The sequence below is a fragment of the Ensifer sp. 1H6 genome, from assembly GCF_001976035.1.
Classification (GTDB): Bacteria; Pseudomonadota; Alphaproteobacteria; order Rhizobiales; family Rhizobiaceae; genus Ensifer; species Ensifer canadensis.
The window spans coordinates 158,177-181,751 of record NZ_MOAI01000004.1; the positions used below are offsets into that span (position 1 = coordinate 158,177).

Here is a 23,575-nt window from a genome sequence, read left to right on the forward strand (position 1 = left end):
GCACCGGACCGGAAACGCTATGCGTCCCCTCTCCCCGCTTGCGGGGAGAGGGCTAGGGTGAGGGGCCCGACACGCGGACAACGATAGCCGATTCAGCCCGCTTAGACCGCACCCGCATGCCTCCCGGCGACACGGCCGGAATAGATGCAGCCGCCGAGAAACGTGCCTTCCAGCGCGTTGTAGCCATGCATGCCGCCGCCGCCGAAGCCTGCGACTTCACCTGCAGCGTAAAGGCCCGGCACCGGTTCGCCCGACTGCTCCAGCACCTGGCCGGCCAGGTTGGTCTGCAGGCCGCCGAGCGTCTTGCGCGTCAGGATATGCAGCCTGACGGCAATCAGCGGCCCGGCCTTGGGGTCGAGCAGGCGGTGCGGTTTGGCGGTACGCAGCAGCCGGTCACCGCGGTAGGACCGTGCCCCGCGGATCGCCGTCACCTGCGCATCCTTCGAGAAGGGATTGGTGATCTCGCGGTCACGCGCCTCGATCTGCTCGAGCAGGTGATCGACCGACAGGCGGTTCTCAGCCGTCAGCGCATTCATCGCCGGCACGAGATCGTCGAGCCGGTCGCGAACGATGAAATCTTCTCCCCTATCCATGAAGGCCTGCACCGGTCCGGGCGGGTTCTTGCCCAGCCGCTTGAGCAGGAGCGAGATGCTCTTGCCGGTCAGATCAGGGTTCTGTTCGGAACCGGAAAGGGCAAATTCCTTCTTGATAATCGCCCGCGTCAGGATGAACCAGCTGTAGTCGTGGCCGCTGTGGCGGATGGCCTGCAAGGTGCCGAGCGTATCGAAGCCGGGCATGGCGGGTGCTGAAAAGCGATTGCCGTCAGCATCGCACCAGAAGGACGACGGACCGGGCAGGATGCGGATGCCGTGATCCGGCCAGATCGGATCGAAATTCTTCAGGCCTTCGGTGTAATGCCACATGCGATCGGAATTGATGACCGAGCCGCGGGCGCGGCCGACAATCTCCAGCATGCGGCCATCGACATGATGCGGCACGCCGCAGACCATCGTCGCCGGCGGCTGGCCCAGCCGCTTGCGTGGCCAGTTGCGCCGTACCAGCTCATGGTTGCCGCCGATGCCGCCCGATGTCACGATCACCGCGCCCGCCGAAATCTCGAAATCACCGGCGACATCACGCGAGCTGCGCTGGCCGCGGCCGACCGGATCGGCCTTGAGCACCGAACCGCGCGCGCCGGTGACCGCCCCATCCGTCGTCACCAGTTCGTCGACGCGGTGGCGGAAGCGAAAACGCACGAGGCCGCGGCTTTCCGCCTCGCGCGTCAGCCGCACGAACGGCTCGATAACAGCCGGGCCGGTGCCCCAGGTGACGTGGAAGCGCGGAACAGAATTGCCATGCCCATGCGCAAGGCCGCCACCGCGCTCGGCCCAGCCGACGACGGGGAACCAGCGCATGCCGAGCGAATGCAGCCAGCTGCGCTTCTCGCCGGCAGCGAAATCGAGATAGGCATCGGCCCACAATCGCGGCCAGTGGTCCTCGGGACGATCGAATTGCGACGAGCCCATCCAGTCCTGGCGGGCGAGCTGGCGACTGTCCTTGATACCCATGCGCCGCTGCTCGGGACTCTCGACGAAAAAGAGACCGCCTAGCGACCAGAAGGCCTGACCGCCGAGGTTCTGCTCCCCCTCCTGATCGAGAACGATCACCTTGCGGCCAAGCGCTGCTGCCTCAGACGCGGCCACAAGACCGGCAAGCCCAGCACCGACGACCAGTACATCGCAATCCATTAACGGCGCCCTCCCCTGCATCCGCCAAGATGCAAGCTTCCCCCTGCATGTTGTGGATGCAAGTGTTACGCGCACGTCAAGGTCAATTCAAGGGCGTCGGACCGAGGGCTATCCTTGAGCCTATTTCTCGGTCAGCTTCAGCTCGATACGACGGTTCTGCGACCGCGCTTCGACGCTCTCGCCCTCGGCGATCGGCTGATACTCGCCGAAACCGGCGGCGACCAGCCTGTCGGCCGGCACGCCCTTGGAGATCAGGAACTTGACGACGGATGTGGCACGGGCGGACGAAAGCTCCCAGTTGTCGGCAAAACGGCCGGTGCCTGAAAGCTGTACATTGTCCGTGTGCCCGTCGACGCGCAGCACCCAGTTGATCTCCGCCGGAATTTCCTTGGCAAGGTCGAGCAGCGCCGAGGCGAGCTTGGCCATTTCAGTCTGGCCCTCAAGATTGAGTTCGTTGCCGCCGGAGGGGAAAAGCACTTCCGACTGGAAGACGAAGCGGTCGCCGACGATGCGGATGTTTTCGCGATCGGACAGGATTTCGCGCAGCCGTCCGAAGAAATCGGAACGATAGCGGTTTAGTTCCTGCACCCGCTGCGCCAGCGCGACATTCAGTCGGCGACCGAGATCGGCGATCTTCGTCTGCGAAGACTGGTCCTTGGCTTCCGACGCCTGCAAGGCCTCTTCGATCGCCGCGATCTGGCTGCGCAGCGCCGCGATCTGCTGGTTGAGAAGCTCGATCTGGCTCATGGCACGGGCGCTGGTCTGGCGTTCGGCGTCAAGCTCGGCACCGACACGCCCCAGCTTCTCGTTGGCGGCATCCGTGCTGCCGGCGCCCTGGTCAAGCAAGGCTTTCAGGCGAGAGCGCTCGCCTTCCGACTGGGAGAGGGAGGCCTGGAGATTGGCGAGCGAATCCTCCAGATCCTGCTTGCCACTTTTCTCCAGCGCCAGCAGCTGCGTCAGCTCGTTGATCTGGCTGTTCAGCCGGGTCAGAACCTCGTCCTTGCCGCTGATTTCGCGGCTGAGCAGGAACTGCGCCAGCACGAAGACGCTGAGCAGGAACATGATCGACAGGAGCAGGGTCGACAATGCGTCGACGAAACCGGGCCAGTAGTCGATCGTGCGCTGTGAACGGCCTTTTCGGGCAAGCGCCATGGGTCATTCCCCTCCGGTATCGTCCGCATGGCTGAGCTTGGCCTGCGATCCGGACTTCTCGCTGTTCACTGAAATGCGCTCGGAGTGGCCGATGCGCGTCGTCAGCTTGTCCAGCGTCTTGCGCATCGCCTTCGCCTCTTCCTGCTGCGCCTCTATCCAGTCGCGCAGCATCTGCTGCTCGCCGCGCATGTTCTTGACCAGACCCTGAATACCTTCAGCCAGGCTCGCCATCGCCGCCGTCGTGCGCTGGTTGGAACCGCCTTCATGGTTGAGGCGGACGAGCTGGTCCGTCAGGCGCTTCAGCTCCTCAACAGGCGCGCCGGTCGACAGGTCGCCGGCAATCGAGAGTTCCGATCCGACATCGGTGACGGAGGAGAGCCAGTTTTCAAGCTCGGTATAGAACCGGTTCTGCGCCCGACCCGCCTGCAGATCGAGAAAGCCGAGGATCAGCGAACCGGAAAGGCCGAAGAGCGACGTCGAGAACGCCGTTCCCATGCCGGTCAGCGGCGCCGACAGGCCGTTCTTGAGAGCGCCCAGCACGTCCTCGGTGCTGCCGGAACCGGCATCCAGTGACTGGATGACGGTGTTGATGGAGCCGATCGTGCCGAGCAGACCCCAGAAGGTGCCGAGCAGGCCGAGGAAGACGAGCAGACCGGTCAGATACCGCGTCGTGTCGCGCGATTCATCCAGCCGTGTTGCAATCGAATCCAGGATCGACCGCAGCGCCGTCGTCGAGATCGCCGTCTGGCGGCCACCGATCAGCGCGCGCATCGGCGACAGCAGGACCGGATCCCGCCCGACCTTGTCGGCGCTGCCGGCGGCGCGGAAAGAATTGAACCAGCGCACCTCTGGACGAAGCCCGAGCACATGGTTGAACGCCAGCAGGATGCCGATCAGCAGCACCCCGAGGATCAGGCCGTTCAGGCCGGGATTGGCGAGGAAGGCATTGTGTGCCTGCCGAAAGAGGATCGCGCCGACGAAACCGACGATGATCAGGAAAATCACCATGGTCCAGAAAAAATGCATGGGGCTCGAAAGCTTATGCGGATTGTAGTCTGCTTCCACCCCTTCCCGACCGTCCCACCCGGACAGATGCAGTTTCGTCATGGGTATACCATTCTCCCGGTTGCATTTGGCGGAACGGTGCCGCGACGCGTCGGAGCCTACTGCATAATTCCTCAAATCGGAATCGATTTAAGAGAAAGTTATGCAGCAAGTTAACGCGCTGCAGCATCCATCGCGCGTCCTGTTTAACGTGTGGCGCTGTAGTGGAGCTTTGCGCCGAATTGAAGGAAAAAACAAAAAGCCTCCGACACATGGAGCGCCGGAGGCTTGGCAAGCAGGAAACGGACGGGCCGTCGATTATTTCGACGGGATCGGACGGTGAACGACGTCGCGCAGCGCCTTGGTGATGTATTCGTTGCCGCAAACGATCGAACCCTCGTTGACCGGCTTGGCGCCGCCATCGATATCCGTCGACCAGCCACCGGCTTCGCGGATCAGAAGCACGCCGGCCGCAATGTCCCAGGCGGCCAGGTCGCGCTCCCAGTAGCCGTCGAAACGGCCGGCTGCAACATAGGCGAGATCGAGTGCCGCCGAGCCCATGCGGCGGATGCCGGCGACTTCGCCCATCACGTGGCGCAGTTCGATCAGGTATTTGCCGTGATTGCCACGACCGAGATGCGGCGTGCCGGTGGCGATCACCGCATCCGACAAGGCCTTGCGCGCAGCGACGCGCAGGCGACGGTCATTGAGGAAAGCGCCGCCGCCACGCTCGGCGGTATACAGTTCGTCGGTTGCCGGGTTGAACACGACAGCGCCGACGATCTCGCCCTGGCGCTCAAGCGCGATCGAGACAGCAAAATGTGGAATGCCGTGCAGAAAATTGGTGGTGCCGTCGAGCGGATCGACGATCCAGCGATGGGCGCCATCGGTGCCGATGATCTCCTCGCCTTCCTCGCCGAGGAAGCCATAGGTCGGACGCGCCTTCAGCAGTTCTTCGCGGATGAGCTTTTCGGCCTTGCGGTCGGCCTGGGACACGTAGTCGCCCGGTCCCTTGAGCGAGACCTGCAGGTTCTGGACTTCACCGAAATCGCGCGCCAGCGACTTGCCGGCCTTGAAGGCGGCCTGAACCATGACATTGAGGAGAGCTGAACGGGCCATCTGGCGATCCTTGTGAAGCGAAGGCCGATCGAGCCTTCTCGATCGGACATTGAACCTGTGTGACGGAACACGGGGATAGCACCTGCCGATCGGGCAAGGCCTGTCATCGAGTTCCATCGTCAAAAAACCGAGTGAAGATCACTCCGCCCGGGACGTGCCGGAAAACCATGGCGCCAGGGGCAAAAACCGGGGCTTCAAGACCACAAAAACCCCGGAAGTTCAAGAGAAATAGCGCCTGGCTCGGCCGAACAGCCGAGATTCAGGCGCCTACAGCGCCGCGCGTCTTATTAGACGCGCAAAGGTCGCTGTAGCACTTTGATTTTTGCTGCATGTTTTTATCCTTAAATCGAATAGGATTTAAGGAAACATGCAGTGGAATCCCGGTCAGCTCGAGCGGAACTTGTTGGCTGCGCTGAGTGCCGCCTTCTGCTGCTGCTCGTTGAGACCGAGGTAGAAGTCTTCCAGCGCATCGTCCTTGAGGCCGGCGCGGCGCGACAGCACATACCACTTCGCCGCCTCGACCGGATTGGGCCGGGTGCCGATGGCGTTGACATAGAGATGGGACAGCCGGTTCTGCGCCACGACATTGCCGCCTTCCGCCGCCCGCTTCATCCAGCCGAAACCGTCCTCCAGGTTGCGATCGCCGGCAATGCCTTCGATCATCCAGATGGCGATGTCGAGCTGCGCCGTGTCGTAACCAGCATGGGCCGCCCGAAGCAGCCATTCCCTGGCCCGCGCCCGCTTGCCTTCGTCAATGCCATCGACGTTGAGATAGATCTGCGACAGCGCATATTGCGCGTCGGCGATCCCCTGCTCGGCCGATTTTTCGTAGTAGGGCATAGCGGCCTTCAGACCCTTCGGTCCGGGGCTGTCGGCCACGAGCGTCTGGCCATAGTTGAACTGGGCCGACCCATTGCCGAGATCGGCCGCCTTCTTCATCAGTTCTTCGGACTTCTTGCGGTCGCGCTTGACGTAGCGCCCTTCCATCAGGATCAGCGCGTATTTGAACATGGCGGCCGGGTCGCCGTTTTCAGCCGCCTGTCCGTACCAGAACGCCGCCTGCTTGGCATTGCGCACCACGCCGAGGCCCTGCTGCAGGATTTCGGCAACAAGCGTTTGCGCGGCAGGATCGCCGAGCTGCGCGCGCGGAAGTGCGAGATCCATCGCCGTCAGATAATAGCCGCGCTGGAAAGCGCCGTAGGCGTCGTCGACCTTGCCGGCGAATGGCTTTTCCGCAGGTAGTGCCGGCAGTTCGGCGCCCATGCGGTCAAAGACATTGACGCCCTGCGAAGGCACCGTGCCATCACCAGCCTTCTTCTTGTCCGCCGGGTCAGCCGGCTTGGCCACAGGCTTGCCCGTGCCTTCTTCAGGCATCGCTGCGCCATTGAAGGGGGTGATGCGGCCGCGCTTTGCAGCGCCACTATCATCGGCGTTGACGCCCAGCTCCTGCACTGGAGCCGGCTTTTCCTGCGCACGCACCGGCGTCGCCACGGCGGCGGTGGCGGCAAGGAGGGCAACGCCCCAACTGAGCTTTGAAGACAGGCGGTTCAACATCGACACGTCTTAAGCTTCAAACCGTGGCGCTTTTTCGTCAAGAAGCGCGTTGACGGCGCGACCACCGACGGCGCCTGCTCGGGCTCGCCGAAGACGGCCAGGCGAAGCGCCACGAATTCGGCGCCGGTCTCGGCCGCCGCCAATGCGGACTGCGGATCCGTGCCGCCCATGACGATGCAGGGAATCTCGATCATCGAGGCCCACCATTCGGCGAGCGCCAGGTTCTTCGGATGCGCATCGGCTTGATGTCGCCGTCCGTCTTGCCGAAGAACACGTAGTCCGGACGCACTTCGCCGATTTGAAGCGCGTGATGGCGGTCGGCCGCGTTGCCGCCGCCGACGATAAGCTTCGGCGTGTGCTTCTCGACCGCCTCGCCAAGTGCTTCGGCATTGCCGGAAATATGCAGGCCGTCGGCCCTGGCGCGTCCGGCGACCCGGGAATCGCCCTCGATCAGCGCAGCGGCTCCAGCCTCCTGGATGATCGGCACGAGGCGCTCGGCGTGTTTCTGGAACTCGGCGTCATCGAGGCCATATTGCGGCACGATCACCGAAGCGACGTCGCCGCCCTTCAAGGCGTCGGCAAGCACCTTGGCGCGATCCGCCGGATCAGCGATATCCGGCGCAATCAGCACCAGGCGGCAGCGTTCTATTGTCTTGCTCATGACATCCATTTCTAGCTGTGCCCGCATGTCGACGGAAACCAGCGCTCGATTTCGTTTGGGAAAACCGATAGACGGAGACGTCAAAAGGATCAACCGCCACCGATGCTTCCCGACCTGGACTTCTATCTCGTCGCCATCCCGGCGGTTCTTCTCGTTGGCCTCAGCAAGGGCGGTATGGGCGAGGCCCTTTCGTTGATGGGCGTGCCGATCCTGTCGATGGCCGTCTCGCCGGTTCAGGCGGCCGCGCTGCTCTTACCGATCCTGATCGCGATGGACCTCGTCTCGCTCTGGATGTGGCGCAAGCACGGCGATCGCAAAACCCTGTTCATGCTCCTGCCCGGCGCCATCGCCGGCATTCTCATCGGCTGGGCGACGTCGGCCTATGTCTCGCGCGACTATCTGCGCCTGATCATCGGCCTCATCACCGTGCTGTTCGTCCTGCGCTATGTCTACAATGTCTGGCGCATGCGCAACGGAATAACGATCACGCCCAAGCAGCAACGGGCTGGCCCCGCAACGCTCTGGGGCTCGTTTGCCGGCTATGGCAGCTTTGTCGCCCACGCCGGCGGCCCGCCTTTTCAGATCTACGCCCTGCCGCTTCAGCTCGATCCGCGCGAATACACCGGCACGATCGTGCGCTTCTTCGCCATCCTCAATGCCGTCAAGCTCATCCCCTATTTCGCGCTCGGCCAGCTCGACATGAGCAATCTCAAGATCTCTGCGACACTGTTTCCGCTGGCGATCGTTGCCACCGTCTGCGGCGCCTTCATCGTTCGCCGCATGAAGCCGCAGATCTTCTATCCCTTCATGTATAGCATGGCTTTCATCGCCGGGCTGAAGCTGCTGTGGGACAGCCTCAACAGCCTGCTGGCCGGCGCCTGACTGCATCCAAGCGATCGATCATATTGCAAAGCAAAACGAAAATGCCGCAGCGCACAAATTTCTTGCCGCCCGCGGTGATTTCGCTTAACGTCCGGTCATGACCATTGCGGACCCTTTCGATGCCATCGCGGATCCCAACCGGCGTTACCTGCTGGAGGAACTGCGGCGCGCGCCGAAAACGGTCAACGAACTGGCCGAAGGATTGCCGATCAGCCGGCCCGCGGTATCACAGCACCTGAAGGCCCTGCTCGACTGCAATCTGGTTTCGGTTTCGGCCAACGGTACGCGGCGGATATATGCGATCAACCGCCCTGGCTTCGACAGGCTCAACCTGTGGTTGGATCAATTCTGGGCCTGATGACCGGACGGGAGCGTAACCGCGGCCTGACACAAATCGACCGGGTCTCAAACCCGGTCGAGCGATCCGTATCTTCCGTTGAGGGGATTGGTTGTGAACCTTGTTGCGTCGTCTCCGCGGAGAGGACACCTCCCGTTGTTACTGGGAAATACCGTTTATAATCAGTGAGTCGAGGAGCGAAGCCTTTCGATTTCGTCCCTGATGCGCAGCTTCCTTCGCTTGATGTCGCTGATCATTTCGTCCTCGATGGACGGCTGGTTCATTGCTGCATGGAGCTCCTGCTCCAGTGCGCCATGTTTTTTCTCAAGCGTTGCAAGATGAGCCTCAATGGTCATTGGCAGTCCCTTCCTTTTGCTTGCATCCGGCTGGTAAATGCCGGATGTTCCATGGTTGTAACCTTACTACTGTGCCATGCCATTTTTCATTTGTCGAAGGCGAAATGATGACGACGGATAACTTCCCGTTACCGCCCAAGATGTGATAGAGCGGCGCATGAAATTCCGGTTCGAGGAGGACTTCGCAACCGGGCTGATGGGGATCGCTTTGCATGCCGGACCAGGACCAGGCCGAACTCAGATTGACCGCCGCGCGGCTGAGGCAGGAACATGAAGATTATGATGCTGCCATCAACGCCATGATTCAGACCGGCTGCGATGCGCTGAGAATTCAGCGCATGAAGAAGAAGAAGTTGGTCATCAAGGACAAGATCACCAAGCTCGAAGACCAGATCATCCCCGACATCATCGCCTGAAGCGGAACTTTAAAGACGTGCTCGACACCACTACCCCACCCGTCGCCATCATCATGGGAAGCCAGTCCGACTGGGAGACGATGAAGAACGCCGCCGATACGCTCGACGCGCTCGACATTGCCTATGAGGCTCGCATCGTTTCTGCACACCGCACACCTGATCGGCTGGTAAGCTTCGCCAAGGGCGCGCGCGACGAAGGCTTCAAGGTCATCATCGCCGGTGCCGGCGGTGCCGCCCATCTGCCGGGCATGTGCGCCTCGATGACGCCGTTGCCGGTCTTCGGCGTGCCGGTGCAATCGAAGGCACTGTCCGGGCAGGACAGCCTGCTGTCGATCGTCCAGATGCCGGCCGGCATTCCCGTCGGAACGCTGGCGATCGGACGCGCCGGCGCGGTCAACGCGGCACTACTCGCCGCAGCCGTACTGGCGCTCAGCGACAACGACCTTGCCGACCGTCTCGACGACTGGCGCGAGCAGCAGACCGTCGCCGTCGCCGAGTATCCGGTGGACGACGCATGACAACCATTGGCATCATTGGCGGCGGCCAGCTCGGCCGCATGCTGGCCATGTCTGCTGCACGGCTGAACTTCCGCGCCATCATCCTCGAGCCGCAGCCCGACTGTCCGGCAGCGCAGGTGGCAAACGAACAGATCGTTGCCGCCTATGACGATGAACGCGCGCTCGATGCGCTGGCGGCCGCCTGCGACATCGTCACCTACGAATTCGAGAATGTGCCGGTTGCGGCCGCCGAGAGGCTCGCCCGTGCCCGGCCTGTCTTCCCGCCGCCGAAGGCACTGGAAGCCGCCCAGGACCGCCTGGTCGAAAAACGCTTCCTCAACGACAGCGGCATCGTCACCGCCCGCTTCCATGCGGTCGACAGCCAGGCCGATCTTGAGGCGGCACTTGCCGATTTCGGCGGTTCCGGCGTCCTGAAGACCCGCCGCCTCGGCTATGATGGCAAGGGACAACGCGTGTTCCGCTCCGGGCAGGACAGCCCGCAAGGCGCCTTCGCGGCGCTCGGCTCCGTGCCGCTGATCCTCGAAAGCTTCGTGCCGTTCGAGCGCGAAATCTCCATCATCGCTGCCCGCTCGGTAGATGGCGCCGTCGCCTGTTACGATCCGGCGGAGAACGTTCACCGCAACGGCATCCTGCATACATCCACCGTACCCGCGGCCATTGGCCCTGCCACCGCCGAGACCGCGCGCACTGCGGCCAAGGCGATCCTCGATGCGCTCGGCTATGTCGGCGTCATCGGTGTGGAGTTCTTCGTGCTTGCCGACGGTAGCCTCGTCGCCAATGAAATGGCGCCGCGCGTGCATAATTCCGGCCACTGGACGGAGGCGGCCTGCATCGTCTCGCAATTCGAGCAGCACATTCGCGCCGTGGCCGGCCTGCCGCTCGGCAATCCCGTTCGCCACTCCGACTGCGTGATGCAGAACCTGATCGGCGACGACATCGACGATGTGCCGGCCTGGCTTGCCAAGGACAACGTTTTCGTCCATCTCTACGGCAAGACGCAAGCCCGACCGGGCCGCAAGATGGGTCACATCACCCGCTTGACGTGAGCCTCAAAGCCACAGAAATGCGGGGCAAGGCGCCAAAATCCGGTGTCTTGCGGTTGACACAACAGGGGTGACACGGTATTTGCCATCCCACCTTATGGAGCGCGCTGAATGGCGCGCTTTTGATTGTTAGAAATACCGGGCGAATTTTGTTTCCCCGAAACCTGCGGATCAGGAAAATGAAGATCAAGAATTCGCTCAAGTCGCTGAAGACCCGCCATCGCGAAAACCGTCTGGTTCGTCGCAAGGGCCGTATCTACATCATCAATAAGCAGAACCCGCGCTTCAAGGCACGTCAGGGCTGAGGCCCAGACTGGTTTCTGTTTGGCGTCTCGCTTCGGCGATGTCCCAAAATTGATTTTGATCTTATTCCGTGGCGAGCTAACATGCTCGCCATGCGAGTTTTTGTACCCTTGATTCTGGCGTGTTCCGCCCTTCTCGCCGCCTCAGTTGGAGCCGGCACCCTGACTTTCGCCGCAGAGACGGCACCGGAAACCGAGGCCGCCAGCCTCACCACCCCAAAGCAACGCCTCGACGCCCTGTTCTCCGACCTCAAGAAGGAACGGGACGCCGACAAGGCGCGCGAACTCGCCAACCAGATCCGCCTGGAATGGCAGGATTCCGGCAGCGCGACGGTCAACCTGCTGATGCAGTGGGCCGACAAGTCCATCACCGACAATAAGCCGGCGGCAGCCCTCGATATCCTCGACCAGGTGATCACGCTGGCCCCGAGCTACGTCGAAGGCTGGAACCGCCGCGCGACCCTGCACTACACGATGGGTAACTATCGCAAGTCGATGTCGGACATCAATCATGTCCTGTCGCTCGAGCCTCGGCATTTCGGCGCGCTCGCCGGCATGGCCGCAATCCTCGGCTCCGCCGGCAAGGACGAGCTGGCGCTCAGGGCCTGGGAGCAGTTCCTGGCAATCTATCCAGCCGATCGCAAGGCACAGGAGCAACTGGGCGAGCTGACCGAAAAGCTCGCGGGCAGCAAGACGTAAACCGGACGGATGCCGAAGCCGCAGGCCCCGCGATGACGCCTCCCACGGAACTGGCCGCTATCCGCAACCTTGCCACGGCAGCGCACCTGTTCGTGGAGCCGATCTGGCTGGAATGGAATAGCGCCTGGAACGGCGATGCGCCGGTCACGCCCTCTCAATGGACATGCGGGCGCACAAGTCTGTTTCTGTCGCGTGCCCTGGCGGCTGAAGGTTTCGAGGCTTCATGGGCAAGCGGCACGCCCCGCCTGTCATCTTCCGGGCCGGAATTGGGCGATTTCGGCTTCCTCAGTGACGCCGGCTGGCAAAGCCACGCCTGGGTCGAGTGCGGCAACGTTATCGTCGATATTACGGCCGACCAGTTCGGCGCTCCTCCCGTGCACATCGTCGATCGCTACGATCGCCGCTATAGCAAGGGCGACCGCGACACGGCATTGCCGGAGTTCATTCGGGCCCGTCAGCGCGCGGTGGACGAAATCTGGCCACGATGGCGCTGCAATAGCAGAAAACCATCGACCCTTATCCCTGAGATGTTTGCGTACACTGCAGAGTAAGAGGAGCCGCCGAGACAATGGTTCTAGCCGCCCTGTTCATCGTTGCCCTCACCCTCGCAGGCATCGCCTACAGCCAGCGTAGCGCACGAAACATCAGCGCGCGGTTCCCGAATACGGGCGAGCTGATCGACATCGGCGGCTTCCGCATGAACAGCGTCCACCTGCCGGCGACTTCGGAGGCTGACCTGGTCCCGCTCGTCTTCATTCACGGTGCGAGCGGCAACCTGCTCGATCAGATGCATGCCTTTGCTCCGGCCTTCGAGGGCCGCGCGGAGATGCTTTTCGTCGACCGGCCGGGCCACGGCTACTCCGAGCGCGGCGGGCGGGCGAATGATCGCCCCGATGGCCAGGCGGATGCGATCGCAAAGCTGATGGACATGCGAGGCATGCCTCGGGCGATCATCGTCGGCCACTCCTTCGGCGGGGCGATCGCCGCGAGCTTTGCCCTTCGCCATCCGGAAAGGACGACAGGCCTTATCCTGCTGGCGCCCGCGACCCATCCCTGGCCGGGCGGCATCGACTGGTACTACCGGCTGACGGCACTGCCCTATGTCGGCTGGCTGTTTGCCCATACGCTGGCTGCGCCGATCGGCCTCCGGCGGATCGATAGTGGCACGCGGTCGGTCTTTTCGCCCAATCCGCGACCCGCCGACTACATCGACAAGACGGCGCCGCACCTCGTGCTGCGCCCCCTCGCCTTCCGCAACAACGCCGTCGATGTCGCCAATCTGCACGCCTACGTCACCGAGGTCGCCCCACGATATCAGGAGATCGCCGCACCCACGATCATCGTCAGCGGCGACAGCGACGACATCGTGCTGGCCGATATTCACTCGCGCAGCCTGGCGCGCGACATTGCCGGATCGGAACTGCTGTGGATCGGCAACCTCGGCCACAAGCCCGATTATGTCGTCACCGACGTGGTTGTCGCCGCAGTGGAGAAACTGGTGGGCAAACCCGGCGATCTCCGCGCAGCGGTGAAGCTCGCCGAAGAGAGGCTCACCGACGGCAAGGCGCATTGATAGGAGCGGAAGTTTTATCTCAACCGATCCGAGGCCTGAGCCGTCGACCTTCCCAGCGTCTCGACGAGATAATCGATGAACACGCGAACCTCGGGCGAAAGGTGACGTCGGCTGAGGTAGACGGCATAGAGGTTGAGCGCGCTCATATGCCAGCTTTCCAGCAAGGGGACCAACCGACCGGAGGCGATATCGTCTCCGACGATGAAGTCCGGCTGTACGATGACCCCGCCGCCGGCGAGTGCCAGCGCGCGCAGCAGATCGCCATTGGTGGCATGCACGACCGGATCAATCCGAACCTGCGTCTCGCGCCCCTCGACATCGGAAAACATCCAGCTATCCCCGAGCGAGAGATAGGAATAGCTAAACGTTTCATGGCCGCCGAGATCGGACGGTTGCTGCGGCGTGCCGCTGCGAGCGAGGTAATCTGGCGAAGCACAAACGATCATCCGCACCGGTGCGATTTCACGCGCGATAAGGCTGGCGCTGGGCGCGCGGGCAATGCGCAAGGCGACATCGACACCGGAATAGGCGAGATCGACGAGCATGTCGGTCAAATCGATGTCGAGACGCAAGCCGGACCAGCGCCTCGGCCTCTTGATATCGGCGAGTATCTGCCGGGCACGTTCGTAGAAGAGCTGTCCCGGCTCTGTGAACAGGTCACTGGACCAAGGAAGGCGTGATGGATGAGGAATACCTCTTTTGGGACAATCAGGGCTTCATGAAGCAGATCGGCCTGGCCCAATAGAAAGACAGAGGCCATGGGAGCAGGTTCACTGCTCCCATGGCCTCATGGCATTCTGAAACGAGCGGCGAGCCTCAGATACCGCTCAGGCCGTCCGAGCCGATATAGGCGATGCGCAGCATGTTGGTGGCGCCGGGCGTGCCGAGCGGCACACCGGCCGAGATGATGACGCGTTCGCCGGGCTTGCCGAAACCCTCATGAGCAACGATGCGGCAGGCACGGTTGACCATGTCGTCGAGATCGGTCGCATCCTCGGTGACGACGCAATGCAGGCCCCAGACGACCGAAAGCCGGCGAGCCGTCTGGACGATCGGCGACAGCGCGATGATCGGAACCTGCGGGCGCTCGCGCGCGGCGCGAAGGCCCGTTGTGCCGGACGAGGTGTAGCAGACGATTGCAGACAACCGCAGCGTCTCGGCGATCTGGTGGGCGGCCAGCGAAATCGCGTCGGCACCGGTCGCCTCGGGCGGCGTGCGCTGCGCGTAGATGATGCTGGAATAGTGCGGGTCGCGCTCGACGCTGCTGGCGATCGACGCCATGGTCGAGACGGCTTCCACCGGATACTCGCCGGAGGCGGATTCAGCCGACAGCATGATGGCGTCGGCGCCTTCGAAGACGGCAGTCGCAACGTCGGAGACTTCAGCGCGCGTCGGCACCGGCGCGGAGATCATCGATTCCAGCATCTGCGTGGCCACGACCACCGGTTTGCCGGCGCGGCGACAGGCGCGCGTCAGCTGCTTCTGCAGGCCAGGCACAGATTCGAGCGGCATTTCGACGCCAAGGTCGCCGCGTGCAACCATCAGCGCGTCGGAGAGCTCGATGATCTCGTCGATGCGCTCGAGCGCCTGCGGCTTCTCGATCTTGGACATCAGACCGACGCGGCCGCGGGCGATCTTGCGAACCTCGGCCAGGTCCTCGGGACGCTGGACGAAGGACAGCGCCACCCAGTCGAACTCTCCGGTTGCCAGAATCGCATCGAGGTCCGAGCGGTCCTTGTCGGTCAGGACGCCGACGGCCAGCAGCGTGTCGGGCAGGCTGACGCCCTTGCGGTCGGAAATCTTCGTGCCGGCAACAACCGTTGTGACGATGCTCTTGCCGTCGGTCTTTTCGGCGCGCAGGTGCAATTTGCCGTCATCGATCAGCAGGCGATGGCCAGGCTTGACCGCTTCGAGGATTTCCGGATGGGGCAGAAACACGCGGGTGCTGTCGCCAGGCTCGTCCTTGTTGTCGAGGGTAAAGGTCTGACCGACCTTGAGGTCGACCTTGCCTTCGGCAAACTTGCCGACGCGCAGCTTCGGACCCTGCAGGTCGCCGAGAATGCCGATCGGGCGGCCACAGCGCGCTTCGACCGCGCGGATGCGCTGCACCAGCGTGCGCATCACGTCGTGGCTTGCGTGGCTCATGTTGATACGGAACAGATCAGCCCCCGCCTCGTGCAGCTTCTGGATCATCTGCTCGTCGGCCGACGCCGGTCCGAGCGTGGCGAGGATTTTGACTTTTCTGTTCCGCTTCATCAATTCTGGCTTTCCTGCGTGCCGGGCGTATCGGAGAGCTGAACCATCCAGCTTCCCTGCCGCCCCGTGTCATATTCCTTGAATCCCATCCGCTGGAAGCCGCGGGCAAAGCAGTCCTGCACGCCCGAAACCTTGAATTCGTTTTCGGCGACGCACATGTTGACGTCGCCGGTCCAACGGCCACCCCGGGCCGCGTCTTCAGCGTAGAGATAATAGTATCGCGATTCGAGCTCGCCCTCGATCAGGGTCGCACATGTGGTCGCGGGAACCTGCCACCACCCCTCGGTTACCCAGCCTTCCTTGGCGCGGTAACCGATCGCCACGCCGACCAGATTTTGCGTGCCATTGCAGACGCGAAAATCGGCGCGAGCCTCACCGGCAAATAGAAATGAGCCTGAAATAGCCAGGGAAAACAGGAGGATCCCCCCCAATGTCGACAGCCCCGGCTTCGCTTTGGAAAATGGATATCTGGACACGGTTTCCGATGGAACTCCGTTTTGATTTGCGTGGCCTTTCTTGCGACGACCAGCCCGGAAAGTCAACGTAACTCTAATCGATTACATCGGGCTAATTAGGTGTCGATTGCGCAAAACAGTTGCGTTTTTCTTGTGAATGTCTCCGACGCGTGCAATCAAAAGCATACCCCCCCGAAAGCAGACTGGAACTGCATGCAGCACTATTCGCCCTATGAGATTATCGAAGCCAACCCCACAACCGGCCTCGTACTACTCGCCGACCACGCCATGAACCGCCTACCGGAAGAATATGGCAGCCTCGGCCTGCCGGCAGCCGCGTTTCAACGTCACATCGCCTATGACATCGGCGTCGAACATCTCGTCCGCCGGCTCTCGGCCGCACTCGACGCACCGGCAGTTCTAGGGTGCTTCTCGCGACTTTTGATCGACCCCAATCGCGGCGAGGACGATCCGACCCTGATCATGAAGATTTCCGACGGCGCGATCATTCCGGGAAACCACCCGATCAGCGAGGAGGAATGGGACAACCGGCTGAACCGTTTCCATCGGCCCTATCACCGCGCAGTCGCCGAGACACTGGAGCGCAGTGCCTTGGCCACGGGCAGCGCCCCGCTGGTCATCTCAATCCATTCCTTTACGCCCGCCTGGAAGGGTGCCGTCCGTCCGTGGCACGCGGCCGTGCTCTGGGACAACGACGCGCGCGCGGTGCTGCCGCTGATCGAAAAGCTCGAAGCATCGGGCGATATCGTCGTCGGCAACAACGAGCCCTATGACGGAGCGCTGCGCGGGGATACGATGTTCCGGCACTGCATGGCACCGGGCATTCCCCATGCCCTGATCGAGATCAGGCAGGATCTGATCGCAGACGAGGCGGGCATTGCCGCATGGGCCGATCGGCTCGCCCCGATCCTTGCCGATCTCAATACCCGGCCCGACCTGCATCGCTACGAACGGCACCCGTCGCGCACCGGCGCCTACGACATTTGAGACCAGGAAAGACAACATCATGACCGAGCTCACCCCGGACCAGCAGACCGCCTTCGAAGCCGCCGCCTTCCGGCGTCTGGTCGCGCACTTGCGCGAGCGCAGCGACGTGCAGAACATCGACCTGATGAACCTTGCCGGCTTCTGCCGCAACTGCCTGTCCAACTGGTATCGGGACGCAGCCAACGAGGCCGGCGTGACACTCGACAAGGAGCAATCCCGCGAGATCGTCTACGGCATGCCCTATGAGGAATGGCGGGCGCTGCATCAGAGGGAAGCCTCGAGCGAGCAGAAAGCCGCCTTCGAAACCAACCGCCCCAAGGAATAAACCTCTGCGCCGGGCCACCGCCACGGAAATGCCAGCGTTGTTGCGCAATGGCCCTTGACCTTGGCCGCCGTTCGCGGCACGTCACGGCACCCAAGAATTTCATTCCCCGCAAAAGGAGAAGACCATGTCAGATGCACACGGCGTCGCACGCGACCAACTCCGCGCTTTCATCGAACGGATCGAGCGCCTGGAAGAAGAAAAGAAGACCATCGCCGACGACATCAAGGACGTCTACGGCGAAGCCAAGTCCACCGGCTTCGATGCCAAGATCCTGCGGAAGGTCATCTCCATTCGCAAGCAGGACGCCGATGAGCGCATGGAACAGGAAGCGATCCTCGACACCTACCTGCAGGCGCTCGGCATGATCCCGGCCGCGGCTGAAGAAGAATAATTTCTCCTGCCATAGACAGCAAAAAGCCCGCCGGTATCACCGGCGGGCTTTTTTTGTGTTGAGTCTTATTTGCTCGAAACTCAGTTGGTGCTGAACTTCTTCACTTCCATGAAGTTGACGGCGTTGCCGCTGAAGCGGGCCGTATCGACCGTTGTTCCGGCCGTGCTGTTGAAGCCCGCAGCATAAACAGTCGTCGGGGCCGTGCGCAGCGTCTTGCTGACGAAGCGCGGTGCCTTCACGGGCTTGGAAAGCGTCGCGACGCGGCCGGCAGAAAGGGCCCATTCGGAGATGATCTTCTGCGTCAGCTTCGGCTCGGTGCGAACCGACGAACGGGTCGCGGCGTCGGCATCATGCTTCTTCGGACGACCACCTTTTGCCGGGGCTTCGGCCTGGGTGTCGAAGGCGCCATCAAAGGCATTGGCGCGGCCATTCGTCGAGGCCTGCGGCGCATAGGCGGCCATTTCGACCGGCTGGGCGACTGGCTCGCGCTCTGCCTGTGTCGGCGCGGCAAGCGCGACGCGTGTCGATGCCTGGGCCGTGGTATCACGCGGCGGCTCGGCCGAAGCCAGAACCGGGCGCTCTGCAAAGGCAGGCACGGCAACCTTGGCATCCGCGACAGCGGCAAGAGCCGCATCACCCGCCGGGCGCATGGCCGGCACCGGCACGAAGCCAAGTGCCTGCATGTCCGTTGCCAGCGGATCGACCGATGCCACAAGCGTCTCGCCGGCAGCAGCGTTCACGCCACCCCGATCGAGCATCTGCGGGACCGGCACCTTGACCGAGGTCAGATCGGCAAATTCGCTCGGCATTTCCGGCGTCTGCGGCAGGGCGGCAGCAAGCGCGTCCTGGGCCGCGTTCTTCTGCGGCGCGACCAGGGCCACGGCTACGCCGCCATTTTCAGGCGCATCCTTGAAGGCCGGACGAACGGCCGGAACCGGTGCATTGATGTTCTGATCGGCTGTGGTGGTCTCGGCTGTGGTGGTCTCGGCTGTGGTGGTCTCGGCTGCGACCGAACCGGCAACACCCGGAAGTGCTTCCTGGGCGGCAGGTGCCGACGCCGTCTGGACCTTTGCCGGAGTGGCTTCTTCATCGCCGGGGCCGGCCGCGATTGCCGAGGGTTCTTCATCCTCGTCGCCGCCACCGCCAAAGAGCATGGCGAACAGGTTACCGCGGCGCTTGCCGCCCTCGGCATCGCCCGCACCCTTGGCGCCACCACCGGCAACTTCGATCGCCGAGGCGCCGACGCGACGCTTGTAGTCGGCAACAGCCTGGTTATAGCCCGGCAGCGGCTTGCCGTCGGACGGAACGTGCATGGTCTTGCCGTCGGGGAAGAGACGGGCCAGTTCGTTGCGGGTCATGCGCGGCCAGGCGCGAACGCCGCCGACATCCATGTGAACGAACGGAGAGCCTGAGGTCGGGTAGTAGCCGACGCCACCGACCTGGAATTTCATGCCGATTTCGCGCACCGTCTTCAGCTTCACGTCGGGAATGTAGAAGTCCATCGCCTTGCCGAGCATGTGCTGGCTCTTCTTGGCAACGCCCTTGGAGCGCGAACGCAGCATGCCGTTGGTGGCCGGCGAACGATAGGCCGAAACGACGTGGATATAATCGCGCGAGCCACTCTTGGTGTAGACTTCCCACACGAGGTCGAGCAGGCGCGGATCCATCTTGGTCGGCTCGTTGCGACGCCAGTCGCGCAGGAACCGGTTGATCTGCTGCAGGCCCTTCGGGTCATAGCGGCCGTTGCGCTTGAAGGTGATCTGCGCCTTTTCCTGCGTGTGGATGAAATAGAGCTTCAGCGTACGCGTCTGGCCGGCGGCCTCGACGGGAGGTGCCATGCCAGGCGTAACCAGAGACACCGCAAGGGCGATGGATGTCAGAACCTGCGGCACCTTACGGGTCATCGCCGAGCAGAGTCTGCTAGCTAAGGAGCCGAGAGGCTTCTTAAAACTGAACAAATTTGGCATTCAATCCCCGTCCGACGGACAACCGTGCTTCGCTGTCTCAGATGACTGTCAAATAAGGTGACAGGATGGCATATATGCCACAGTCGTCACCGCCCCTTATAATATAGTGAACACTTCACTAACAAGGTCTAAACGGCGGTGACGGAATCGCACGGCTAGTGAGGCGTGAATGCGTCGATTTTATGCCGCCTCACGCAAGGGATTGTCGGGATCGATGCCGTAATCCTTGAGTTTGCGGTAGAGCGTCGACCGGCCGATACCGAGTTTGCGCGCCACCTGGCTCATCTGGCCCCGATAGAATTTCAGCGCAAAACGAATCAGTTCCTCCTCGACTTCGGCGAGTTTGCGCACGTCTCCGCCCTCATCGACGCTGGCAATTGCATTCTCCATACGGCCATCATGCGTGGCATCGGCCTCCATCGATTTCGCCGTGCTGGCAAAATCGGGATAGACGCTTACGGCCGGATCGGCAGCGGCGGTGCGCTCGGGGCCGGCATCGCCCCAGGAGAAACCGCTGCGGTCGGAAACGACGTAGCCGGGGATCTGCGTGGCGATCTGCGGGAAGTCCTTGACCGTCAGCTCGTTGCCGTCGGCCAGAACGACCGCACGGAAGATCGCGTTCTCCAGCTGGCGGATGTTGCCCGGCCAGTCATAGGCGGTGAGCAGCGCCATCGCACCGCTCGAAACGGTGAGCGGCGTGCTGAGCCTCTGCTCGGACGCAAACCGGTCGACGAACGAGCGCACCAGGACCGGGACGTCCTCCTTGCGCCGCGCAGCGCCGGAATGGTGATCGGGAAGACGTTGAGACGATAGTAGAGATCCTCGCGGAACCGGCCTTCGCGCACCTCGTTGATGAGGTCCTTGTTGGTGGCCGAGATCAGTCGCACGTTGACCCGGTGCGGATGGCGCGCGCCGATCGTCTCGATCTCGCCCTGCTGGACCGCACGCAGCAGCTTCACCTGCACTTCGAGCGGCAGGTCGCCGATCTCGTCGAGGAACAGGGTGCCGCCGTCGGCGTCGACGAACTTGCCGCTGTGCTTTTCGGTGGCACCGGTAAAGGCGCCCTTCTCGTGGCCGAAGAGAATGCTCTCGACCAGATTGTGCGGGATGGCGCCACAGTTGACGGTGATGAACGGCTTGCCCGAACGGTCGCTGGCCGACTGGATCGCCCGCGCCACCATTTCCTTGCCGACGCCGGATTCACCCTCGAGCACGATCGGAATGTTAGACTGCGCAGCCCGGCGAGCGAGATCGATCACCCGGATCATCGCCGGGCTGGCCGAAACGACGTCATCGAAACCGACGGCACCGCCGCGCGGGCGGCGCGAGGTTTTGACCTTGCCGTCGCGGCTCGCCATCTTCAGCGCGTTGCCGAGCGCCACCGACAGCCGCTCCGGAGAAACCGGCTTGACCAGGAAGTCGAAGGCACCGGCCTGCATCGCTTGCACGACGGTTTCGATACCGCCCTGCCCCGTCTGCACGATGACGGGCGTATCGACGCCCCGTTCCGCCAGCGCATCGAGAAAGCCGTGGCCGTTCATTTCGGGCATCAGCAGATCGAGAAGGATGACGTTGATGATGCCGCCCTTGCGCTCGAGCAGCTCCAGGCCACTGCGGCCATTGTCGGCGAGATGCGCGACATGACCGAGACGCTCGATCATGTTCGTCAGCAACCGGCGCTGCACCGGATCGTCATCGATGACAAGAATGTGTGATGTCACGGAAGCCTCCTGCTTTGGACACGCGGTACTTTTTGGCCAACGTCATGTGCCAAATCACGTCAGGCATCTGTGCCATAAAGGGCTGAACATCATCTTTTGAGAAATGCTTGCATTTTATCCATTGGCGGCGATAGCAATGGAACCCATATCGCTTGCCTCTTCCTGCCACGAACGAGAGAAATCCGACGATGACCTTCCGCACCTTCGCCCTCGAGAAAACCATCGTCCGTGCCGCCACCGGCCCCGCCCAAGGAGCTGTGGCCGAGCTCGGCGATCTGCCCTCCTGGCGGCTGGAGGATCTCTATCCGTCCGCAACCTCTGATGCATTCCGTTCCGACATGAAGAAGGCCGAGGCGGACTCGATTGCGTTTGAGGCCAAGTGGAAAGGCAAGCTTGCCACCGCTGCGACGAAAGCCGGCGACGAAGGCATCGGTGCTGCCGTGAAAGAATTCGAAGCGCTGGAAGACATCATGGGGCGCATCGCGTCCTTTGCCGGCCTGACCTATTTCTCCGACACCTCCAAGCCGGAAAACGGCAAGCTCTACGGCGACGTGCAGTCGAAGCTGACCGATATGTCGGCGCATCTCCTGTTCTTCTCGCTCGAACTCAACCGCATCGACGATGCGGTGATCGACGCAGCGCTTACCAACGACAGCCTGGCGGCGCACTACAAGCCCTGGCTACTCGACCTGCGCAAGGACAAGCCCTACCAGCTTGATGACAAGCTCGAGCAGCTGTTCCTCGAGAAATCGATGACCGGGCCAGCCGCCTTCAACCGCCTGTTCGACGAGACCATGACGTCGCTGACCTTCACCGTCGACGGCGAGACGATGCCGCTCGAAATGGCCCTGAACCTGCTGCAGGATCCCTCGACCGAGGTGCGCAAGAAGGCGGCGATGGCGCTTGCCGAAACCTTCAGGGCCAATATCCGCACCTTCACGCTGATCACCAATACGCTCGCCAAGGACAAGGAAATCTCGGATCGCTGGCGCGGTTTCGAGGATATCGCCGACAGCCGGCACCTCGCCAACCGCGTCGAGCGCGAGGTCGTCGATGCGCTCGCGGAAGCGGTGAAGTCAGCTTATCCGCGCCTTTCGCACCGCTACTATGCCATGAAGGCGAAGTGGCTCGGCATGGAACAGATGGAGTTCTGGGATCGCAACGCGCCGCTGCCGGAAACGCCGAATGCGCTGATCTCGTGGAACCAGGCGAAGGATACGGTGCTTTCGGCCTACCATGCCTTCGCCCCAGAGATGGCCGCAATTGCCCGCCGCTTCTTCGATGACCGCTGGATCGATGCGCCGGTGCGCCCCGGCAAGGCCCCCGGCGCCTTCGCCCACCCGACCGTTCCCTCCGCGCACCCCTACGTGCTCGTCAATTATATGGGCAAGCCGCGCGACGTAATGACGCTTGCCCACGAACTCGGTCACGGCGTGCACCAGGTGCTCGCCGGCGAGCAGGGCGCGCTGATGGCCTCGACGCCGCTGACCCTCGCCGAGACGGCATCGGTGTTCGGCGAAATGCTGACCTTCCGTGCGCTTCTCGACCAGACCAAGGACAAGCGCGAGCGCAAGGCCATGCTCGCCCAGAAGGTCGAGGACATGATCAATACGGTCGTGCGCCAGATCGCCTTCTACGAATTCGAGCGCAAGCTGCACACGGCCCGCAAGGAAGGCGAACTGACCGCCGAGGATATCGGCAATCTGTGGCTTTCGGTGCAGGCGGAAAGCCTCGGGCCGGCGATCCGGATTTCCGAGGGCTACGAGACCTACTGGGCCTATATCCCGCACTTCATCCACTCGCCGTTCTATGTCTATGCCTATGCTTTCGGCGATTGCCTGGTGAACTCGCTCTATGCCGTCTACCAGAACGCCGAAAAGGGCTTCCAGGCAAAGTATTTCGAGCTGCTGAAAGCCGGCGGCACCAAGCACCATTCGGAATTGCTCGCTCCCTTCGGCCTCGATGCCACCGATCCGTCGTTCTGGGCACAGGGTCTGTCGATGATCGAGGGGCTGATCGACGAACTCGAGGCGCTTGATAAGGCGTGA

22 protein-coding genes and 3 pseudogenes are annotated in these 23,575 nt (G+C 62.5%); 13 read left to right on the forward strand and 12 right to left on the reverse strand.

From position 1 onward, the window contains the following. Positions 1-101: 101 nt before the first annotated feature. The 6 genes and pseudogenes from BKP54_RS06725 to BKP54_RS06750 form a co-directional block, all read right to left on the reverse strand. Positions 102-1,748, reverse strand: a complete 1,647-nt coding sequence (locus tag BKP54_RS06725) for an FAD-binding dehydrogenase (RefSeq protein WP_084814320.1) — start codon at positions 1,746-1,748, stop codon at positions 102-104. A gap of 120 nt (positions 1,749-1,868) precedes the next feature. After that, positions 1,869-2,900: a peptidoglycan -binding protein gene (locus tag BKP54_RS06730; RefSeq protein WP_084814321.1), complete on the reverse strand. Its 1,032-nt coding sequence runs from the start codon at positions 2,898-2,900 to the stop codon at positions 1,869-1,871. Positions 2,901-2,903: 3 nt separating this feature from the next. After that, a complete protein-coding gene (locus BKP54_RS06735; protein ID WP_025424778.1) occupies positions 2,904-4,007 on the reverse strand; it encodes a MotA/TolQ/ExbB proton channel family protein in 1,104 nt (367 codons plus the stop codon). Between the two features lie 255 nt (positions 4,008-4,262). Next, positions 4,263-5,063, reverse strand: coding sequence for an inositol monophosphatase family protein (locus BKP54_RS06740; RefSeq protein ID WP_025424779.1), 801 nt, complete (start codon positions 5,061-5,063; stop codon positions 4,263-4,265). 384 nt (positions 5,064-5,447) lie between these two features. Next, positions 5,448-6,617 (reverse strand): tetratricopeptide repeat protein, encoded by a 1,170-nt coding sequence (locus BKP54_RS06745; protein ID WP_025424780.1) that lies wholly within the window; start codon positions 6,615-6,617, stop codon positions 5,448-5,450. Positions 6,618-6,626: 9 nt separating this feature from the next. Then, positions 6,627-7,278 (reverse strand): annotated as a pseudogene (locus BKP54_RS06750) (thiamine phosphate synthase). 102 nt (positions 7,279-7,380) lie between these two features. Between BKP54_RS06750 and BKP54_RS06755 the strand changes: the two are divergent. Together BKP54_RS06755 and BKP54_RS06760 are read left to right on the forward strand one after the other, a co-directional pair. Continuing rightward, on the forward strand, positions 7,381-8,160 hold the full coding sequence (locus BKP54_RS06755; RefSeq protein ID WP_025424782.1) for a sulfite exporter TauE/SafE family protein: 780 nt from the start codon (positions 7,381-7,383) through the stop codon (positions 8,158-8,160). A gap of 97 nt (positions 8,161-8,257) precedes the next feature. After that, a complete protein-coding gene (locus BKP54_RS06760; protein WP_025424783.1) occupies positions 8,258-8,518 on the forward strand; it encodes a metalloregulator ArsR/SmtB family transcription factor in 261 nt (86 codons plus the stop codon). 161 nt (positions 8,519-8,679) lie between these two features. Here the strand turns inward: BKP54_RS06760 and BKP54_RS06765 are convergent, their stop codons facing one another. Beyond that, positions 8,680-8,853, reverse strand: a complete 174-nt coding sequence (locus BKP54_RS06765) for a DUF465 domain-containing protein (RefSeq protein ID WP_038575691.1) — start codon at positions 8,851-8,853, stop codon at positions 8,680-8,682. A 212-nt stretch (positions 8,854-9,065) separates the two neighbouring features. On the opposite strand from BKP54_RS06765, the gene BKP54_RS06770 reads away from it, so the two are divergent. The 7 genes from BKP54_RS06770 to BKP54_RS06800 all read left to right on the forward strand — a co-directional run bounded on the left by BKP54_RS06770 (position 9,066) and on the right by BKP54_RS06800 (position 13,404). Further along, positions 9,066-9,269 (forward strand): YdcH family protein, encoded by a 204-nt coding sequence (locus BKP54_RS06770; RefSeq protein WP_025424784.1) that lies wholly within the window; start codon positions 9,066-9,068, stop codon positions 9,267-9,269. A 53-nt stretch (positions 9,270-9,322) separates the two neighbouring features. Then, complete coding sequence (purE, locus tag BKP54_RS06775) at positions 9,323-9,787, forward strand: 5-(carboxyamino)imidazole ribonucleotide mutase (RefSeq protein ID WP_038576471.1); 465 nt, start codon at positions 9,323-9,325, stop codon at positions 9,785-9,787. Continuing rightward, entirely contained in the window at positions 9,784-10,833 is a 1,050-nt protein-coding gene (locus BKP54_RS06780; RefSeq protein ID WP_025424786.1) for a 5-(carboxyamino)imidazole ribonucleotide synthase, read from the forward strand. Before purE ends, BKP54_RS06780 begins: the two co-directional genes overlap by 4 nt. Positions 10,834-11,009: 176 nt before the next feature. Further along, positions 11,010-11,135 carry a type B 50S ribosomal protein L36 gene (gene ykgO, locus BKP54_RS06785; RefSeq protein ID WP_025424787.1) on the forward strand — a complete coding sequence of 42 codons (126 nt, stop codon included), beginning with the start codon at positions 11,010-11,012 and terminating at the stop codon, positions 11,133-11,135. A gap of 81 nt (positions 11,136-11,216) precedes the next feature. Continuing rightward, positions 11,217-11,831, forward strand: a complete 615-nt coding sequence (locus BKP54_RS06790) for a hypothetical protein (protein WP_025424788.1) — start codon at positions 11,217-11,219, stop codon at positions 11,829-11,831. A 32-nt stretch (positions 11,832-11,863) separates the two neighbouring features. Next, positions 11,864-12,382 carry a hypothetical protein gene (locus BKP54_RS06795; RefSeq protein WP_025424789.1) on the forward strand — a complete coding sequence of 173 codons (519 nt, stop codon included), beginning with the start codon at positions 11,864-11,866 and terminating at the stop codon, positions 12,380-12,382. A gap of 17 nt (positions 12,383-12,399) precedes the next feature. Beyond that, positions 12,400-13,404, forward strand: a complete 1,005-nt coding sequence (locus BKP54_RS06800) for an alpha/beta hydrolase (protein ID WP_025424790.1) — start codon at positions 12,400-12,402, stop codon at positions 13,402-13,404. Between the two features lie 14 nt (positions 13,405-13,418). Here the strand turns inward: BKP54_RS06800 and BKP54_RS06805 are convergent, their stop codons facing one another. The 3 genes and pseudogenes from BKP54_RS06805 to BKP54_RS06815 all read right to left on the reverse strand — a co-directional run. Further along, on the reverse strand, positions 13,419-13,976 hold the full coding sequence (locus tag BKP54_RS06805) for a substrate binding domain-containing protein (RefSeq protein WP_057226578.1): 558 nt from the start codon (positions 13,974-13,976) through the stop codon (positions 13,419-13,421). 244 nt (positions 13,977-14,220) lie between these two features. After that, on the reverse strand, positions 14,221-15,660 hold the full coding sequence (gene pyk / locus BKP54_RS06810) for a pyruvate kinase (RefSeq protein ID WP_025424792.1): 1,440 nt from the start codon (positions 15,658-15,660) through the stop codon (positions 14,221-14,223). Next, positions 15,660-16,031 (reverse strand): annotated as a pseudogene (locus tag BKP54_RS06815) (DUF1036 domain-containing protein); the annotation flags it as partial. The pseudogene BKP54_RS06815 and the gene pyk, both read right to left, overlap by 1 nt. A 297-nt stretch (positions 16,032-16,328) precedes the next feature. Here BKP54_RS06815 and BKP54_RS06820 point away from each other — a divergent pair. The 3 genes from BKP54_RS06820 (at position 16,329) to BKP54_RS06830 (ending at position 17,839) form a co-directional block, all read left to right on the forward strand. Next, entirely contained in the window at positions 16,329-17,123 is a 795-nt protein-coding gene (locus BKP54_RS06820) for an N-formylglutamate amidohydrolase (RefSeq protein ID WP_025424794.1), read from the forward strand. 19 nt (positions 17,124-17,142) lie between these two features. Continuing rightward, entirely contained in the window at positions 17,143-17,448 is a 306-nt protein-coding gene (locus BKP54_RS06825; protein ID WP_025424795.1) for a DUF1244 domain-containing protein, read from the forward strand. Between the two features lie 124 nt (positions 17,449-17,572). Continuing rightward, a complete protein-coding gene (locus tag BKP54_RS06830) occupies positions 17,573-17,839 on the forward strand; it encodes a DUF2312 domain-containing protein (RefSeq protein WP_025424796.1) in 267 nt (88 codons plus the stop codon). A gap of 80 nt (positions 17,840-17,919) precedes the next feature. On the opposite strand, the gene BKP54_RS06835 is transcribed toward BKP54_RS06830, so the two are convergent. Together BKP54_RS06835 and BKP54_RS06840 are read right to left on the reverse strand one after the other, a co-directional pair. Then, a complete protein-coding gene (locus BKP54_RS06835) occupies positions 17,920-19,806 on the reverse strand; it encodes a DUF882 domain-containing protein (protein ID WP_057221576.1) in 1,887 nt (628 codons plus the stop codon). Positions 19,807-19,986: 180 nt separating this feature from the next. After that, positions 19,987-21,527, reverse strand: a pseudogene (locus BKP54_RS06840) (sigma-54 dependent transcriptional regulator). Positions 21,528-21,715: 188 nt separating this feature from the next. Between BKP54_RS06840 and BKP54_RS06845 the strand changes: the two are divergent. Further along, the gene (locus BKP54_RS06845; protein WP_057221577.1) at positions 21,716-23,575 is read left to right on the forward strand and encodes a M3 family oligoendopeptidase; all 1,860 of its coding nucleotides are present in this window, start codon (positions 21,716-21,718) and stop codon (positions 23,573-23,575) included.

Excerpts from the sequence above, each read along its gene's own strand:
- BKP54_RS06825 (WP_025424795.1), top strand. The coding sequence starts at position 17,143 with ATGACCGAGCTCACCCCGGACCAGCAGACCGCCTTCGAAGCCGCCGCC.
- BKP54_RS06765 (WP_038575691.1), bottom strand. The coding sequence starts at position 8,853 with ATGACCATTGAGGCTCATCTTGCAACGCTTGAGAAAAAACATGGCGCA.
- BKP54_RS06820 (WP_025424794.1), top strand. The coding sequence starts at position 16,329 with ATGCAGCACTATTCGCCCTATGAGATTATCGAAGCCAACCCCACAACC.
- BKP54_RS06790 (WP_025424788.1), top strand. The coding sequence starts at position 11,217 with ATGCTCGCCATGCGAGTTTTTGTACCCTTGATTCTGGCGTGTTCCGCC.
- BKP54_RS06770 (WP_025424784.1), top strand. The coding sequence starts at position 9,066 with ATGCCGGACCAGGACCAGGCCGAACTCAGATTGACCGCCGCGCGGCTG.
- BKP54_RS06755 (WP_025424782.1), top strand. The coding sequence starts at position 7,381 with ATGCTTCCCGACCTGGACTTCTATCTCGTCGCCATCCCGGCGGTTCTT.
- BKP54_RS06795 (WP_025424789.1), top strand. The coding sequence starts at position 11,864 with ATGACGCCTCCCACGGAACTGGCCGCTATCCGCAACCTTGCCACGGCA.
- BKP54_RS06830 (WP_025424796.1), top strand. The coding sequence starts at position 17,573 with ATGTCAGATGCACACGGCGTCGCACGCGACCAACTCCGCGCTTTCATC.
- pyk (WP_025424792.1), bottom strand. The coding sequence starts at position 15,660 with ATGAAGCGGAACAGAAAAGTCAAAATCCTCGCCACGCTCGGACCGGCG.
- BKP54_RS06740 (WP_025424779.1), bottom strand. The coding sequence starts at position 5,063 with ATGGCCCGTTCAGCTCTCCTCAATGTCATGGTTCAGGCCGCCTTCAAG.
- BKP54_RS06845 (WP_057221577.1), top strand. The coding sequence starts at position 21,716 with ATGACCTTCCGCACCTTCGCCCTCGAGAAAACCATCGTCCGTGCCGCC.
- purE (WP_038576471.1), top strand. The coding sequence starts at position 9,323 with ATGGGAAGCCAGTCCGACTGGGAGACGATGAAGAACGCCGCCGATACG.
- BKP54_RS06745 (WP_025424780.1), bottom strand. The coding sequence starts at position 6,617 with ATGTTGAACCGCCTGTCTTCAAAGCTCAGTTGGGGCGTTGCCCTCCTT.
- ykgO (WP_025424787.1), top strand. The coding sequence starts at position 11,010 with ATGAAGATCAAGAATTCGCTCAAGTCGCTGAAGACCCGCCATCGCGAA.
- BKP54_RS06835 (WP_057221576.1), bottom strand. The coding sequence starts at position 19,806 with ATGCCAAATTTGTTCAGTTTTAAGAAGCCTCTCGGCTCCTTAGCTAGC.
- BKP54_RS06735 (WP_025424778.1), bottom strand. The coding sequence starts at position 4,007 with ATGACGAAACTGCATCTGTCCGGGTGGGACGGTCGGGAAGGGGTGGAA.
- BKP54_RS06725 (WP_084814320.1), bottom strand. The coding sequence starts at position 1,748 with ATGGATTGCGATGTACTGGTCGTCGGTGCTGGGCTTGCCGGTCTTGTG.
- BKP54_RS06780 (WP_025424786.1), top strand. The coding sequence starts at position 9,784 with ATGACAACCATTGGCATCATTGGCGGCGGCCAGCTCGGCCGCATGCTG.
- BKP54_RS06730 (WP_084814321.1), bottom strand. The coding sequence starts at position 2,900 with ATGGCGCTTGCCCGAAAAGGCCGTTCACAGCGCACGATCGACTACTGG.
- BKP54_RS06800 (WP_025424790.1), top strand. The coding sequence starts at position 12,400 with ATGGTTCTAGCCGCCCTGTTCATCGTTGCCCTCACCCTCGCAGGCATC.
- BKP54_RS06760 (WP_025424783.1), top strand. The coding sequence starts at position 8,258 with ATGACCATTGCGGACCCTTTCGATGCCATCGCGGATCCCAACCGGCGT.